The organism is Lysinibacillus sp. GW821-FHT14F06 (assembly GCF_058803665.1).
Window position 1 is genome coordinate 72,147 of record NZ_JBXAPF010000004.1, and the last position, 14,227, is coordinate 86,373.

General features: G+C 33.9%; 15 protein-coding genes. 10 read left to right on the forward strand and 5 right to left on the reverse strand.

What is annotated here, in order from left to right; translation table 11 throughout:
• Nucleotides 1-568: 568 nt before the first annotated feature.
• From AC1RNS_RS05320 to AC1RNS_RS05330, 3 genes are all read right to left on the reverse strand, one after another.
• Nucleotides 569-814, reverse strand: a complete 246-nt coding sequence (locus tag AC1RNS_RS05320; RefSeq protein ID WP_492991301.1) for a YkuS family protein — start codon at nucleotides 812-814, stop codon at nucleotides 569-571.
• A gap of 161 nt (nucleotides 815-975) precedes the next feature.
• Nucleotides 976-1,119, reverse strand: coding sequence for a YjcZ family sporulation protein (locus AC1RNS_RS05325; protein ID WP_492991302.1), 144 nt, complete (start codon nucleotides 1,117-1,119; stop codon nucleotides 976-978).
• Nucleotides 1,120-1,330: 211 nt separating this feature from the next.
• Nucleotides 1,331-1,792: a DUF4429 domain-containing protein gene (locus AC1RNS_RS05330; protein WP_492991303.1), complete on the reverse strand. Its 462-nt coding sequence runs from the start codon at nucleotides 1,790-1,792 to the stop codon at nucleotides 1,331-1,333.
• Between the two features lie 438 nt (nucleotides 1,793-2,230).
• Here AC1RNS_RS05330 and AC1RNS_RS05335 point away from each other — a divergent pair, with 438 nt between their 5' ends.
• The 4 genes from AC1RNS_RS05335 (at nucleotide 2,231) to AC1RNS_RS05350 (ending at nucleotide 6,637) form a co-directional block, all read left to right on the forward strand.
• Complete coding sequence (locus AC1RNS_RS05335; RefSeq protein WP_492991304.1) at nucleotides 2,231-2,824, forward strand: TetR/AcrR family transcriptional regulator; 594 nt, start codon at nucleotides 2,231-2,233, stop codon at nucleotides 2,822-2,824.
• A gap of 38 nt (nucleotides 2,825-2,862) precedes the next feature.
• Entirely contained in the window at nucleotides 2,863-3,093 is a 231-nt protein-coding gene (locus tag AC1RNS_RS05340; protein WP_492991305.1) for a hypothetical protein, read from the forward strand.
• 21 nt (nucleotides 3,094-3,114) lie between these two features.
• Nucleotides 3,115-3,369: a hypothetical protein gene (locus AC1RNS_RS05345; protein ID WP_492991306.1), complete on the forward strand. Its 255-nt coding sequence runs from the start codon at nucleotides 3,115-3,117 to the stop codon at nucleotides 3,367-3,369.
• Nucleotides 3,370-3,547: 178 nt separating this feature from the next.
• A complete protein-coding gene (locus tag AC1RNS_RS05350; RefSeq protein WP_492991307.1) occupies nucleotides 3,548-6,637 on the forward strand; it encodes a hybrid sensor histidine kinase/response regulator in 3,090 nt (1,029 codons plus the stop codon).
• A gap of 112 nt (nucleotides 6,638-6,749) precedes the next feature.
• On the opposite strand, the gene AC1RNS_RS05355 is transcribed toward AC1RNS_RS05350, so the two are convergent.
• The gene (locus AC1RNS_RS05355; RefSeq protein WP_492991308.1) at nucleotides 6,750-6,905 is read right to left on the reverse strand and encodes a hypothetical protein; all 156 of its coding nucleotides are present in this window, start codon (nucleotides 6,903-6,905) and stop codon (nucleotides 6,750-6,752) included.
• An 859-nt stretch (nucleotides 6,906-7,764) separates the two neighbouring features.
• Between AC1RNS_RS05355 and AC1RNS_RS05360 the strand changes: the two genes are divergently transcribed.
• From AC1RNS_RS05360 to phnX, 6 genes are read left to right on the forward strand one after another with little or no spacing between them, the layout of a single operon-like run.
• On the forward strand, nucleotides 7,765-8,901 hold the full coding sequence (locus AC1RNS_RS05360; protein ID WP_492991309.1) for a phosphonoacetaldehyde reductase: 1,137 nt from the start codon (nucleotides 7,765-7,767) through the stop codon (nucleotides 8,899-8,901).
• A gap of 14 nt (nucleotides 8,902-8,915) precedes the next feature.
• Nucleotides 8,916-9,944 (forward strand): PhnD/SsuA/transferrin family substrate-binding protein, encoded by a 1,029-nt coding sequence (locus tag AC1RNS_RS05365; protein ID WP_492991310.1) that lies wholly within the window; start codon nucleotides 8,916-8,918, stop codon nucleotides 9,942-9,944.
• A 34-nt stretch (nucleotides 9,945-9,978) separates the two neighbouring features.
• Nucleotides 9,979-10,743, forward strand: coding sequence for a phosphonate ABC transporter ATP-binding protein (gene phnC, locus AC1RNS_RS05370; RefSeq protein ID WP_492991441.1), 765 nt, complete (start codon nucleotides 9,979-9,981; stop codon nucleotides 10,741-10,743).
• An 11-nt stretch (nucleotides 10,744-10,754) separates the two neighbouring features.
• On the forward strand, nucleotides 10,755-11,540 hold the full coding sequence (gene phnE / locus AC1RNS_RS05375) for a phosphonate ABC transporter, permease protein PhnE (RefSeq protein WP_492991311.1): 786 nt from the start codon (nucleotides 10,755-10,757) through the stop codon (nucleotides 11,538-11,540).
• Nucleotides 11,541-12,386: a PhnE/PtxC family ABC transporter permease gene (locus tag AC1RNS_RS05380; protein WP_492991312.1), complete on the forward strand. Its 846-nt coding sequence runs from the start codon at nucleotides 11,541-11,543 to the stop codon at nucleotides 12,384-12,386.
• A gap of 24 nt (nucleotides 12,387-12,410) precedes the next feature.
• Complete coding sequence (gene phnX, locus AC1RNS_RS05385; protein ID WP_492991313.1) at nucleotides 12,411-13,205, forward strand: phosphonoacetaldehyde hydrolase; 795 nt, start codon at nucleotides 12,411-12,413, stop codon at nucleotides 13,203-13,205.
• A 214-nt stretch (nucleotides 13,206-13,419) separates the two neighbouring features.
• Here phnX and AC1RNS_RS05390 read toward each other — a convergent pair whose 3' ends face one another.
• Nucleotides 13,420-14,193 (reverse strand): DeoR/GlpR family DNA-binding transcription regulator, encoded by a 774-nt coding sequence (locus AC1RNS_RS05390; protein ID WP_492991314.1) that lies wholly within the window; start codon nucleotides 14,191-14,193, stop codon nucleotides 13,420-13,422.
• Nucleotides 14,194-14,227: the final 34 nt, after the last annotated feature.

Here is a 14,227-nt window from a genome sequence, read left to right on the forward strand (position 1 = left end):
ACACTAGCCATGTAATCAAAAACAAACACACAACACACAAAAAGACCTGGTTTCCATTTGAAGCTAGGTTTTTTTGTGTGTATTGCAGGAATTTCTTTTTTAAAGCTTTTATTCGAGTAATACTGGTTGGAGGAAATTATAGATATATAATTTTTGGAATATTTTGTGAATCGATATTTGGAAATATGTTATAAATTAATGCGTAAAACGGAGGGATATCATTTGAAACAAGAGGAAATAATAAAGTATGTAAAAATCTTGTTTACAGTTATTTTAATCTGCATTGGTTCCATACTATTAGTAAATAGTGTTGAAATGGGTAAGACTCTGCAAATGAATATCTAAGAACAGCAATGGGGGATCAATGGATACAGAGAGTTTCCTTGTTATAACAAAAGGATACATTTTATCCTATCTCATTGTGGGAGGAATTTTATTATTGGTTGGTCTAACATTCTTTTGTATATTTCTTTATAAATTATTTGTAAAAGAAATCGACTTATATAAATTGTAGATGGTGCTAGTCAATAGTTCATAAAGACTAAAGACAGCACCTCTCCATTTGTTGTTAATGAAAATATTTGTCTACACGCTGTAGAATTTCGTCAGCAGAAAGACCATTCGCATCAATAACTGGTCCTGCAATAATCGGATCACTAATTCCCATAACATCTTTGTCTTGGCCTGTGATGACGCAAGCATCGCATCTTTTAGCGTCCTCTTCATTCCGCAGTTGAATAACTTCATACCCCTTTGCCTTTAAAGCTTGCTCTACGTTTGATAATGATTGTTCAACACCAATAATTCTAGACATTATTCTTCCACCTCCTATATGTAATGTGCCATATAGGATTGCTAATTATTCACTGATTTCAATGGAAAATCTTATAACTTCATGAATAAAGGCTCTAGTCTTATCCATATAGACAAAACTAAAGCCTAATATTTATTTAATAGTTGGAAATGTTGATGTGATTAATAAAGGAAGCTAGCGCCAACAATAATTAAAAGAATGAATAGAACAACAATTAGAACGAATGTAGAGCCATAGCCAGAGCCACTATTGCCTCCACCACAGCAGCCATTGTTCCAACTACCTACATTTCCTGAATATCCCATGAGAAATTCCTCCTTTCTATCATCTATAATATGCCTTGTAGTAGAAAGGAAGCGTGTTATTTATCCAACTAAAAATTCTGAAAGGCAAAAGTATTTTAAGGAATAACTAATCCTGATGAGTAAGGATGATAATTTGCATTACACTACTTTTATGATGAAATGTAACATTTGTTTAGTGAAGTGCCTTATAAAATTCAGTTTTTCTATATGGTTAAATATTTAATAATTGTTTTTTCTTCGCTTCAAATTCATCTTTTGTTAAAATACCTGCATCCATTAGCTTTTTCAGCTTTAAAATTTCATCTGCTGCACTTTGTGAGGTGATGGAGGGAGATAAACTCTCATGTCGTTTCATTTCAATTAGCTTTATTAATTCTTTGGCCTTTTTCAACTCTCTTTTAAAAAAGGTTATAGAGTTTTCATCTTTGATAGCTGCCGATGTACCGCCTTTTGTTTCATTTGATCCAGAATAGGCAAATTGGATATATCCCGTAGAAAAACCAGGTTCTTTAAATTGAATAGCGGTTATGGATTTAATGGGGATGGATTTTACCCCCTTCGAGCCCCCTTTATTGATAAAATTTGAGAACCCCTTAGGCTGAATTTTTACTGTATAATCATCTACTTTTACAATAAACTTCCCATTTGATTTAAATTCAAAAGCTTGAGTCATTTTTCCCCTCCCTTTTTAGAAAAAGAACAGTTTAAAAATCCTTCATTATTTATGCATATGCTTAAATCCATGTGAAAATTTCCAACTATAAACGGATTTTTTTCCAATCAACAACTTGATAAAAATATCACACAGAATAATATTTGATTTTTGATTTTTTATTTTTTATTTCAATTCCCCTTACTTTACTAAATTTATCTATTCCATTAAGTCAATTCTTTTACGATGATGCTGCAATGGTTACAGGAATGCTGCACCGTTAGTGAAATAAGAAATCTTTAAAACTTTAGCAGAAAAGGGGGATAGTTGAGTTATTACAAGCACTTTTCTGAAATAACATATTTTTAATCTCTTGTTTATAATCAGTTTTAATGATATTATATGAATATATTTCATGAATATTCGTATAAAATATTCATGAAAAGGAGGTGTTCAGCTATGGCAAGGGGCAAAAAGGTTTTTTCAGAAGAAGATAAAACTCAGATTAAAAGTAAATTGAAAGATGAGTGTATGGCATTTTGGATTTCTGCAGGTTATAAAGAAACGAGTATTGGTGCATTATGTAAAAAGGCAGAAATATCAACGGGTACTTTTTATAATTTTTATTCAAGTAAGGAAGAGCTTTTTTTTGAAGTTTTGTATGACATTCAAGTTACTATTTATGGAAAGTTTATGGAGCAAATTAAACAATGCCCTGAAAAGTCTGGTTTTGAAACAGCGATTATTCAACTTTACGATGAATACGAAAGCAAACCATTTCTTTATGATGTAAAAACGGTTGATTTCACATCATTTTACAGTAAACTATCAGAGGAAATGAAGGAAAAATTAATTTTTGATAGTTCTGATTTTTTTCGAGCTGCAATAAAACAAGCTAATCTTAAATTAAGGGTTTCTGAAAAGTTAGCTTTCTCTACATTCACCGTACTTCTTTCCAGTATTGCAAGTAAAGAAGGAATTTCAAAAAACTGCGATCATCTAGCTGCATTTCAATTTATGACTAAGCAGTTGGTAGCAAGTATCTTTGAGTAGATGCTTTATTTCAAATATAAAATGGGAGGATATGAACGATGAGTTTATTTTGGAGTATTATAGACTTTCTTAAAGAAACAGCATCTTTCTTTATCGTGATAAATATCATTGCAGCACTCGTGCTTCTGATCTCAGGGGTAATATTAATTTCACAAAAGAATAGAGAACAGAAGACGAAAAAGGTTGTCGGATTGATGTGTTTATCAATTTCAATGTTAGCTTTTTTGGGTGCTCTATCTAATGCTTTTTTTGCTTACATCGTATTTTAAATTTGGAGGAAAGAAGGGGAAATGATGTTAGACAAAATGTATACAATCATGGATGCGGCTTGTAAATGGGGAAATAAAAATCTGGGGACCTCTATTCCATTCCCTAAACCAACAAAAAAATCTATGGTGTCCAGTGCCTTTTCAAGTGGTATTTTTGCTAGTGCAATGCTAATGTATGGACTTTTTTTCAACAACACATGGATTCTGTTAGTCGGTGTACTTGGATTAATAAGTAGTGTTGTTATATATCGACATAATGTAAAAGCAGTTAAATAAGTAACCTTACCATTAAGTTATGGACTATAGAAATATAGTCTATTTTTATATAGCAATAAATATTTCGATTTAAAAGTATCTCTGAGCATGATAGGATAATAGTGCAAAGGAGGTGCAATTGGCCTAAGGAAATTGTGCTAAAAAAAGAAAGTGCAAGGACTTTTTGACATTTATATAAATGAATAAGAAGAAAATTATTCTTATTGTTAGTTTATTTGTACTATTACTAACAGGCTTACGTATTTTCTGGTTGGACATTTTAAATAATACAAATCAACCCTATGCAGTAAAAGGACAAATAGACTTACGAGAATGGAATTTTAACGACAATCATTCTATTACATTGGACGGGGAATGGGAGTTCTACCCTTATACGTGGTTAGTTAATGAAAAAACATCAAATGAAGCAACAGGAAAAAATCTTACATACATACATGTTCCAGAGGGGTGGGATTCTTCTTTACAGGAGGGGAAAGTAACTCCATATGGTTACGGTTCTTATCGCTTAAAAGTTCTTGTTAATCCATCTGATAATAGTACCTACAGTATTAGGGTGCCAAGTGTTCGGAGCTCTTCTGAAATATATGTGAATGGTAGACAACTATCGAAATCAGGTAAAATTGGTGAAAATGCGGATACAACCATTGCCAAAAACATTCCATATTCCGCTTCTTTTGAAGTAAATGGACATAGTGAAATTGAAATTATTGTGCAAGTTGCTAATTATAAGGATTCTCGTAATGGAGGAATCATTCGCTCCATTAAATTGGGCAAAGAAGAAGTAATAAATCGAGAGACACAATTATCTGTAACGATGCAGCAAATGGTGGCTTTAGTTTTCCTTATACATGCTATTTATTCTATTATTTTATATTTTGTAGGAAACAGAGATAAAAGATTACTTTACTTTTCTATGTTAACGTTAGCCACTACATTTTTTTATCTTTTAGGAAGTGATGATAAATTATTGTCTTATTGGTTTCCAATTAATTACGATTGGGGCTTTAAATTAGTTCATCTTTCTATGCTTGGCATTGGCTATTCACTACTTCACTCTATCAAACAGTGGTTGCCAAAGACATTACTTAAACTAATTCCTTGGTTTAATACTTTATGTGGAATTGCTGCATTGCTTGCAATACTATTGTCTGCTCATTATGTTACAATCATACAGCCTATTTATGCTACGCTTTTAGGAATCCCAATGATTTTAACGATAGTAACAATGATTGTAAAATCAATCAAAGAGATAAAAAGTAATATTTTGTTATTGTTGGCAATAATAGCTTTTGTGAATAATATTGCTTGGTACGGTATCTTTCTTTTAACTGGGGTAAAAACAATATTTTATCCTTTTGACCTTATGATCACGATGGCTTGTTTGGCAATACTATGGTTTAAAGATTATGCTCAAGTGTATGCAGATACAAAGGCACTCGCTGTAAAGCTTCAAGAAGCTGACAGATTGAAGGATGAATTTCTTGCTAATACGTCCCATGAACTACGAAATCCTCTACATGGGATTTTAAACATGTCGAAGGCTGTTTTAGAAAGAGAAGAAACGGTTCTAAGTGATAATAGCGTCAAGGATTTAGAAACCGTTCTTTCGGTTGGGCGACGAATGTCTCTTATGTTAAACGATTTACTAGATGTAATGAGCTTAAAAGAAAATACCACAAAGCTGCAGCTGCGATCATTTTCCATTCATACAATTGTTTCTGGCGTATTAGATATGCTCTATTTTATGAGGGAAGGAAAGCAAGTAGAGTTAATAAATCAAATTCCAAAAGATTTTCCAAAAGTCATGGCTGATGAAAATAGAGTTATTCAAATTGTTTTTAATCTACTGCATAATGCAGTGAAATATACAAATGAAGGTCATGTTATAATAGCTGGTCATGTGAAAAACAATATGGTGGAAATTGTGATTTCAGATACAGGGATAGGCATAGATAATGAAACTATTCAGCATATATTTAAGCCTTATGAACAAGGAACTCTTAGTAAGGCCATAATTGAAGGTGGATTTGGGCTAGGGCTTAGTATAAGTAAACGTTTAGTTGAGCTACATGGAGGCACATTACAAGCACGTTCAGTATTAGGAAAGGGTTCTGAATTTACGTTTACTTTACCTATTTCTAACTTATCTGAACAAAATGATACAGAAGATGGGAGTTCATCATTGCAAACGAATAAGGACTTCGATGTTACAACGTCTTCTAATCACTTTAATCGTTCTTCAACAATCCAATCAATCATGCAAACAAATCGACCAAAGCTGTTGGTTGTGGACGATGATCCAGTTAATTTAAGAGTGATCGAAACAATTCTGTCCACAGAAAAATATGATTTAAGAACAGTTACTAGCGGTAGTAAGGCGCTGGAGGAATTGGCATGTCAAAAATTTGACTTAGTTATTTCAGATGTAATGATGCCAAATATGTCTGGCTATGAATTAGTACGGACAATACGTAAACAGCTGTCAATTTCAGAGCTACCAGTGTTACTTCTTACTGCTAGAGGTCAAGCACAGGATATTGAGAATGGCTTTTTATCTGGTGCGAATGATTATGTAATGAAACCAGTCGATCCTTTAGAATTAAGATCAAGGGTAAAAGCACTTACAGATGTTAAACAATCTGTTCAAGAGCGTCTTCGAATGGAAGCAGCTTGGCTGCAGGCACAAATACATCCACATTTTTTATTTAATACATTAAATGCCATTATGACCTTACATGAAATTGATACGGAGCGTACGAATAAGCTACTTGAGGCGCTCAGTGATTTTCTACGGGAATCCTTTAAATTTCAAAATATTGATGAACTTGTCCCCTTAGAGAATGAGTTAAAGCTTGTTCAATCCTATCTCTATATTCAGCAGGAGCGATTTGGAAGTCGAATCAGTGCAACATGGGAGCTAGAAGTTTCATCTGATGTAATGATTCCGTCTTTAACCATCCAGCCATTAATTGAAAATGCCATAGAACATGGCATTTTGAAACGTGTAAGAGGTGGAAATATTCATATCCAAATTTTAGATTCCGATACATATATTGAAATAACAGTATCTGATAATGGAATTGGAATGAATGAAGAAACAAAAAAACAATTGCTGGTCAGAAGGCTGAATAAATCGACTGGCGTAGGTCTTCTGAATACGGATTTACGATTAAAGCAGCATTACGGAGCAGGGCTTCAAATCAACAGTCAACCTAATCAGGGGACATCCATATCGTTTAAAATTCTTAAAAAGAAAGTTGATGAATAACAGAGCTGGAATGGTGGATAGAATTATAAAAGTAGTGGATAAAATCAGAAAAACGATGGATACAGCCATGAAAGTAGTAGTTAGTACCTGTCTGTAAATTAAATTGATTCAATTATTTGAGAGCATTTCTTTCAAGTGTCTCTTTTGTTTCAGCATTGACAGTTTTTTCTTTCGCTTCAGCCTGTTCACTAGCTGGAGCTTCATCATGAGAAGAACATGCTGATAAAAGAAGTGCTGACATTGCTCCTAAATACAGTAATTTCTTCATTATTATAACCTCCGTTTGTTTAGTGGTTACGTTTTAGAGTGCACCAATATCATTTAGAATATAACGGAATTTCAATAATATTTAGTTTGATAGTGAAAATGATGAAGGGGAAAGGTACAGCTAAAGATAATGAACTTACAAATGAATGTATTCCTAACATTTTTAATTGAACTAGAACCCGAAAAAATGAGTTAAAAAAATACCAGGCTTTAGCACCTGTTATTTTAGCGGTATCGTCAGGATAATGCAGTTTTACAATGCTAAGCATATTTACAAGACGATTCCCTATTTTTAACAACATTTAATTTAGTGGTTTTAAAGAACCTAATGAAACGATTTTCTCCTAATAAAAATGGTATTCACCTAGTAAATTAAAATGTTCAAATAATGCTTAAATCAAATTACTATTAACCATCCTCAAATGAATAAAAATTGTTTAGATATCCTAACCCTTTAGTTCTTATTACTAAAGGGTATTTTTATTATCAGATGCAAAAATACGTATTTTCCTTTCGCTTTAATACTGCCCCTACTAAACTAGTTGCAAGATGAGATGTTTTGCTGTTTTTTGCTTCTTTTTTGAGTATACAATTTAAGTATGTATGATTTCTTGCGAAAAGATGCATACTCCTTCCTCTATGATTAATGATAAAAATAACAAAATTATTGTTATTATGTAGGTGTTTTAAAGAGAGATATTAACGTATTGTAAATATTATAAATTAATGTAAAGATATTTCGGAATGGATTGAAAAACAGCAAAAAGGCGATTATTATTGCAATTGTAAGCAAAAATAAGCAAGGAGTTAAATAAGTAGATGCATAAGAGTAGTAGATTAATAGGAAGAAGAGTGATTTAATGGGAACTTTTTTTAATCCAGTGAAAATAAATATCGGGAAAATAAAGGTTTTAAAGCGAGTAATTGAAGAAATGCCCCAAAAGGTAACAAAAGTGCTTTTACTTACTCGTGGGGGTAATTTTAATAACTCGCCAGAAAGCGCTGAACTGAGAAACTGTCTACAGAATTATAAAATGCAGCAAGTAGATATTGAAATTTCAAATCCTACTGTAGATGATCTATTCGCGTTGTTCGATCAGACAAAAGAATTTGATTTTGATTGTATCGTAGGCATCGGAGGGGGAAGTGTATTAGATTTATCTAAATCATTAGTAGCGATTAAAGGAATGCAAATTGAAAATTCTAAACAACTGTTGACAATTATTGAGCAAAAAGACTACAAAAATAACGAGCAGACAATTCCTTGGATTGGAATTCCTACTACTTCTGGAACTGGCTCGGAGCTAACATGCTGGGCAACAATTTGGTATGAAAAGCAAGGAATTAAACTTTCAATTGATAACCTATCATTATATGCCTATGCAGCAATTATTGATCATACACTAACAACTTTATTACCAATAAGTATTACTGTTTCGACAACATTGGATGCACTATGTCATGCAACAGAGGCCTATTGGTCAAATAAATCGAATAATATTTCTAGAGTTTATGCAACAGAGGCCATTAAGCGAATTATGCAATATTTAGAACCGCTAATTGAAGTACCAAGTAGTATAGAATATCGACGTGAGATTGCTTTAGCAAGTATGTATGCAGGCTTGGCCTTTAGTAATACACGTACAACAGCTTGCCATTCCATTTCTTACCCATTAACGATGGAACTTGGGATTTCACATGGTGTGGCAGCAAGCTTAACATTAGCAAAAGTGTTAGCTATTAATTTTGAGAGTATTCCTGAAAAACAACAACTTCTTGAAGCATTTGGTCATCGTTCGTTTAAAGAAATACAGCAATGGATAGAAAGCGTGCAGGAAAGAGCGGGTTTTGCTACAAGACTTGTGCAATACAAAGGAACACATGAAAGTATCAATCGTATTGTAGAAAATGCGTTTACAAAAGGTCGTATGGATAACAATCCAGTCCCATTAACAGAAGCAGATGTAAAAAATATTTTAATCTCAATCTATGAATAGGAAGGTATAGAACAATGAAGAAAACACTTTTAATGTCATCAGTTTTAGCACTATCAATCGCTTTAGCAGCATGCTCTGGACAAACAACAGAAGGTAAGGTAGACGACAAAATCGACATTGTTTGGTATCCAAATGAATCAGGATCTGATTTAAAAGCATCACGTGATGAAATCGGAGAATTAATCGAGGAAGCAACAGGTAAGGCAGTGAAGCATCACTTAACGACAGACTATGCTATTGCGATTGAAACAATTGCAAATGGCAATGCAGATATGGGTTTTATGGGTTCGAACAGCTATATTGAAGCAAAGAAAAAAAATGATGCTGTTATTCCGTTAGCAGTACAATCAGGCGCATCTGGAACATTAGATGATGCAATTTATTATAGCTGGTTAGCTGTAGATGTAAATGAGCAGGATGCATTCAAAAAGGATGATGAATTTTCATTAGATACAATTGAAGGGAAATCGATTTCATTTGTATCAAATAGCTCAACATCAGGCTTTAAAGTACCATCCTCAACAATCATTAAGCATTTCTCAGAAACGGATAAATACGCAGACTTATCTGAGGAAAGCATCATGACAGGTGCTGAATTATTTGAGCAAGTATTATTTGGTAACTCTCATCAAGGATCAGCAGTAAATTTATTAAAGGATGATGTAGATGTAGCTGCATTTTGTGATACATGCGTAGAAGAATATGTGGATCTAAAAGACGGAGAAGCAAACACACCAGGTGCTATTTATACTGTAAAAGAAAATGCAGCAGAGCCTTTTAACACAGTAGCAGGCAAAGATTTTGCTTTAATGAATGTAACGCCTGTATTAAACGAACCATTCGTTGCGAATTTAGAAACGATGGGTCAGGAAGATTTTGATACAATTCAAGCTTTATTTACTTCAGATGAATTTTCAAATAACAAAAAGATTTTTGGTTTAGAGGATAGTGAGACGGCAACATTATTCACAAAGGAAGACAATGAGCGTTTCCTTAAAGTTGAGGATGCATGGTTTAACCCGATTCGTGAGTTATCAAAATAATTAGCTACATTAAAAAGCGAGGATTTTCGAGATGATGCCAATATTGCAGGTTAATAAAGTAGAAAAGTTTTATAACGAAGAAACAAAAGTGTTAAAGGATATTAGCTTTGAAGTTTTTCCAGGAGAGTTTATTTCCATTATTGGTCCTTCGGGTGCAGGAAAATCAACGTTATTACGCTGTATTAATCGAATGGTGGATTTTAATCAAGGGACAATTTTGTTTGATGAACAAAATATCGGGCAACTAAATAAAAAGGAGTTACGAAAAGTACGTACGAAAATAGGAATGATTTTTCAACATTATAATTTAGTTCCACGTCTTTCTGTATTAGAAAATGTGCTGCATGGTCGTTTTGGTTATAAAACGACTCTGCAGGGAATTTTTAATCGCTATACGCAGAAGGAAAAGGAGCGTGCCTTTTTCCTCTTAGAAAAGCTTGGTATTGCGGAACATGCTTATAAACGTTGTGACCAATTAAGTGGGGGACAGCAGCAACGAGTTGGAATTTGTCGAGCGCTTATTCAGGAGCCTTCACTAATATTATGTGATGAACCAATTGCTTCATTGGATCCGAGCTCTTCAAAAATTATTATGGATTATTTGAAGATGATTTCCTCTGAGCTAGGAATTGCTGTAGTCGTTAATCTACATCAGGTGGAGATTGCGCAGCATTATTCGGATCGTATCATTGGTTTAAACAAAGGCAATATTGTCTTCAATGATCGCAGTGCTGTACTGACGAATGTGGAAATCCAAAATATTTATAGTTCGAACATGCAAGATTTAATCATGATATAAGGAGATCTAACATGATTGACAACAAACTGAAACGTAGTAACTGGCATATATGGTTTTTTCTAATCACCATTGTGTTATTTAGTTATGGCTCTGTTGCCATCACTCAATTTAATGTTGTAGAAGGTATGTTTACCTTGCCAGATGCTCTGTTCTGGATGTTATCAAATTTATTTGTAACAGGTGAGTCATTAGAAAAATTACCGATTATACTTGCATCCTTATTTGAAACAATTTTTATGTCGATTGCTGCTACTGTAATTGGCGCAATCATAGCACTATTTTTAGGGTTATTTGGCTCTTCTAAAACGATGATTAATAAACCGTTAATGCTATTTTCTCGATTTGTAGCATCGCTTTCAAGAAATATTCCAGTTGTAGTCTGGGCCCTTGTATTATTGTTATCGTTTGGACAAAATTCGGTGACAGGTTTTTTAGCTTTATTTGTAGGCTCAACAGGCTTCTTAACACGTGCATTTATCGAAACTATTGATGAAGCAGGTGATAAGTCTATTGAAGGTTTACAAGCAACTGGAGCAACATATTTTCAAATCGTATTTAAAGGTGTATTGCCACAGTGTTTACCACAGGTTATTAGCTGGATTTTATTCATGATTGAAACAAATATTCGTAATGCAACACTGCTAGGCATTTTAACTGGTACTGGCATCGGCTATGTGTTTGATATTTATTATAAAATGCTGAACTACAATGTAATATCACTCATTACGCTTTGTATTGTAGCAGCCGTTATTGTTATAGATGTGTGTTCAAATCATGTACGAAAGGTGATTTTATAAATGGTACAGGCTATGGAAAATAATCCACCTCATAAAAGGCATATTCCGTTAAAGAAACATTCACGAGCAGATATTTACATGCGTGTAATGCTACTAATTCTTGCTCTATCAACAATTTTCGCGTTCGTTATATTTGACTATAAAGGGCTAGAGCTAAAAACCGCAATTGTTGATACGTTAAGTAATATTAAAGTAATGGTTTTAGAGCCAGGGCTTTCTCATTTTAGCTGGGGAGAAGCGTTTTACCAAATTGGTATCACAGTGGGTCTGGCCTTTTTATCAACGATTATGGGGGCCGTGATTGCACTAGGGTTAGCTTTAATGACAGCTACAAATTTATCAAATAAATGGCTGTCAAAGGCAGTACGAATGGTCATGGCGTTTATTCGTGCAGTACCAACGGTTTTATGGGTATTGATTTTCGCGATTTCTGCTGGACTAGGGAGTGAAGCTGCGGTATTAGGGATGCTGTTGCATTCGATAGCATACTTAGTAAAAGCGTTTTCTGAGGCCTTTGAGGAAATGGATTCAGGCATTATCGAGGCTTTACGTGCTAGTGGGGCAAATTGGTGGCATATCGTTATTCATGCGGTCATCCCTACGACATTTACGTATTTGCTATCATGGGTATTTTTACGTTTCGAGATTAACTTTGGTGTAGCTGTTGCAATGGGAGCAGCAGCAGGTGCTGGTGGTATTGGCTTTGAATTATTTATGGCATCAAGCTTCTATTTTGATTTACGTGAGGCAGGGATGATTACATACTTTATTTTAATCATCGCAATTCTATTAGAAATTACGTCAACACAATTAAAAAAACGTTTCTTCCCAGCGAAGGCTTATTAGGGAAGATTATTTGGAGGACATAGTATGAAAGCGATTGAAGGAATTATTTTGGATTGGGCAGGGACAACAGTAGACTTTGGCTGTATGGCACCGGTCAATGTTTTTGTGGAAATTTTTGAGGATGCAGGTGTTGAAGTTACGATTGATGAAGCAAGAAAACCGATGGGTATGCTTAAAATCGATCATATTCGTACGATGCTTCAAATGCCAAGAATTGAACAGCTCTGGCAGGATGTACATGGAAGCCCCTTTACTGAACAGGATGTAGAGGTGCTGTATGTAAAATTTGAAGAGAGTTTAATGAAAACATTGGCTACCTTTACAGATCCGATTGATCACGTAGTAGAAGCTGTTACGCAATTACGTAGTAAAGGACTAAAAATTGGTTCGACAACAGGTTATACACAAAAGATGATGGATGTCGTTGTGCCGAATGCTAAGGCAAAAGGCTATAGTCCAGATTTTTATATTACACCTGATGCAACTAATTCTTTAGGAAGGCCATACCCATACATGATTTATCGTAATATGGAGCAGCTTCAATTACAGGCTGTACAACAGGTTGTTAAAATTGGTGACACAGCTTCAGATATAAATGAAGCATTAAATGCAGGGGTTTGGGCTGTTGGTGTTGTGATTGGAAGCTCTGAAATGGGCTTAAGCCAAGAAGAGTATGAAGCTTTGACTCCTGAGGAAAAGGAAGAAATTATTGAAACGACCGCTCAAAAATTTAAAGACCTCGGGGCGCATTATACAATTCGTACAATGAATGAGCTACCTGAGTTAATTGATAAAATAAATGAGCGCTTAAATAGGTAAAGAAATTACACAAAGTTAGCAATGCTTTCGTAAATTTTTTCTTCATTCAGTGACATAAAAATACTGCACCTTCAAAAGTTAGAATATGTCTAACATTCGGAGTGCAGTAAACAATTGGCATGGAGCTTTTCAATAACACATTAAACGATTGTTGCTTATTTTGTGTATATATTTGAAAGGTCCGTGCTTTACTTTCTCTGGTTACTTTAGAGCTTTAATTTGGAGAAATAATTCTTATATTATGACTACCATAGTCTTCTATTGTTTTAGATGAAATTGAACTATCGGAAACAATGAGATCAATTTCATTTAAAGGACAGATATTTATATAAGAAGAAGTCTCAAATTTTGTAGAATCCGCCACTACTATTTTATGATTTGATCGAGAAAGGATGGCTTTAATAACATCAACTTCGTGAATCCTAAAATCTGTTAAGCCGTTTTTTAGGGATAACCCATTAACGGTAATAAACGCAGTATCAATATTAAAATTCGAGAGAACTTCTTCGCATTGTTTGCCGTATAAAGTATATTCATCTGGATTATAGAAACCACCAGAAAGAATGACCTTGAAATTTTTATTCGCTCCTAAAATACTTAGAATACGAATATCGTTTGTAATTATGGTTAAACGGTGGAATTTTTCTACTAAAACCTTGGCGATTTCAATGGTAGTTGTACCACCATTTAATGCTATTGCCTGTCCCTCTTCAATAAGTTCAGCTGCTACAGAGGCTAGTTCTTGTTTCTTTTCTAAATTTTCAACTTCCCTTTCAACAAATAACTTATTAAGAACATTTTTATTATTTTGTTTCAAAATGGCTCCTCCATGTACCCGTTTAATGGTGCCTTTTTTTTCGAGAGTTTCTAAATCTCGACGAATCGTATCTATAGATACATTTAATAATGTCGCAAGTTCAGTAGCTTTTACAGCTTTCTGTTGTTTTAAATATATTTCTATTTTTTGATGTCTATGTTCTTGTAACAAATTTATGCCCTCCAATTATTCTTGCAATAAATAA

Bases quoted from the DNA above. Each gene is read 5' to 3' on its own strand.
- AC1RNS_RS05320 (WP_492991301.1), bottom strand. From the start codon at position 814: ATGTCTAGAATTATTGGTGTTGAACAATCATTATCAAACGTAGAGCAA.
- AC1RNS_RS05325 (WP_492991302.1), bottom strand. From the start codon at position 1,119: ATGGGATATTCAGGAAATGTAGGTAGTTGGAACAATGGCTGCTGTGGT.
- AC1RNS_RS05330 (WP_492991303.1), bottom strand. From the start codon at position 1,792: ATGACTCAAGCTTTTGAATTTAAATCAAATGGGAAGTTTATTGTAAAA.
- AC1RNS_RS05335 (WP_492991304.1), top strand. From the start codon at position 2,231: ATGGCAAGGGGCAAAAAGGTTTTTTCAGAAGAAGATAAAACTCAGATT.
- AC1RNS_RS05340 (WP_492991305.1), top strand. From the start codon at position 2,863: ATGAGTTTATTTTGGAGTATTATAGACTTTCTTAAAGAAACAGCATCT.
- AC1RNS_RS05345 (WP_492991306.1), top strand. From the start codon at position 3,115: ATGATGTTAGACAAAATGTATACAATCATGGATGCGGCTTGTAAATGG.
- AC1RNS_RS05350 (WP_492991307.1), top strand. From the start codon at position 3,548: ATGAATAAGAAGAAAATTATTCTTATTGTTAGTTTATTTGTACTATTA.
- AC1RNS_RS05355 (WP_492991308.1), bottom strand. From the start codon at position 6,905: ATGAAGAAATTACTGTATTTAGGAGCAATGTCAGCACTTCTTTTATCA.
- AC1RNS_RS05360 (WP_492991309.1), top strand. From the start codon at position 7,765: ATGGGAACTTTTTTTAATCCAGTGAAAATAAATATCGGGAAAATAAAG.
- AC1RNS_RS05365 (WP_492991310.1), top strand. From the start codon at position 8,916: ATGAAGAAAACACTTTTAATGTCATCAGTTTTAGCACTATCAATCGCT.
- phnC (WP_492991441.1), top strand. From the start codon at position 9,979: ATGCCAATATTGCAGGTTAATAAAGTAGAAAAGTTTTATAACGAAGAA.
- phnE (WP_492991311.1), top strand. From the start codon at position 10,755: ATGATTGACAACAAACTGAAACGTAGTAACTGGCATATATGGTTTTTT.
- AC1RNS_RS05380 (WP_492991312.1), top strand. From the start codon at position 11,541: ATGGTACAGGCTATGGAAAATAATCCACCTCATAAAAGGCATATTCCG.
- phnX (WP_492991313.1), top strand. From the start codon at position 12,411: ATGAAAGCGATTGAAGGAATTATTTTGGATTGGGCAGGGACAACAGTA.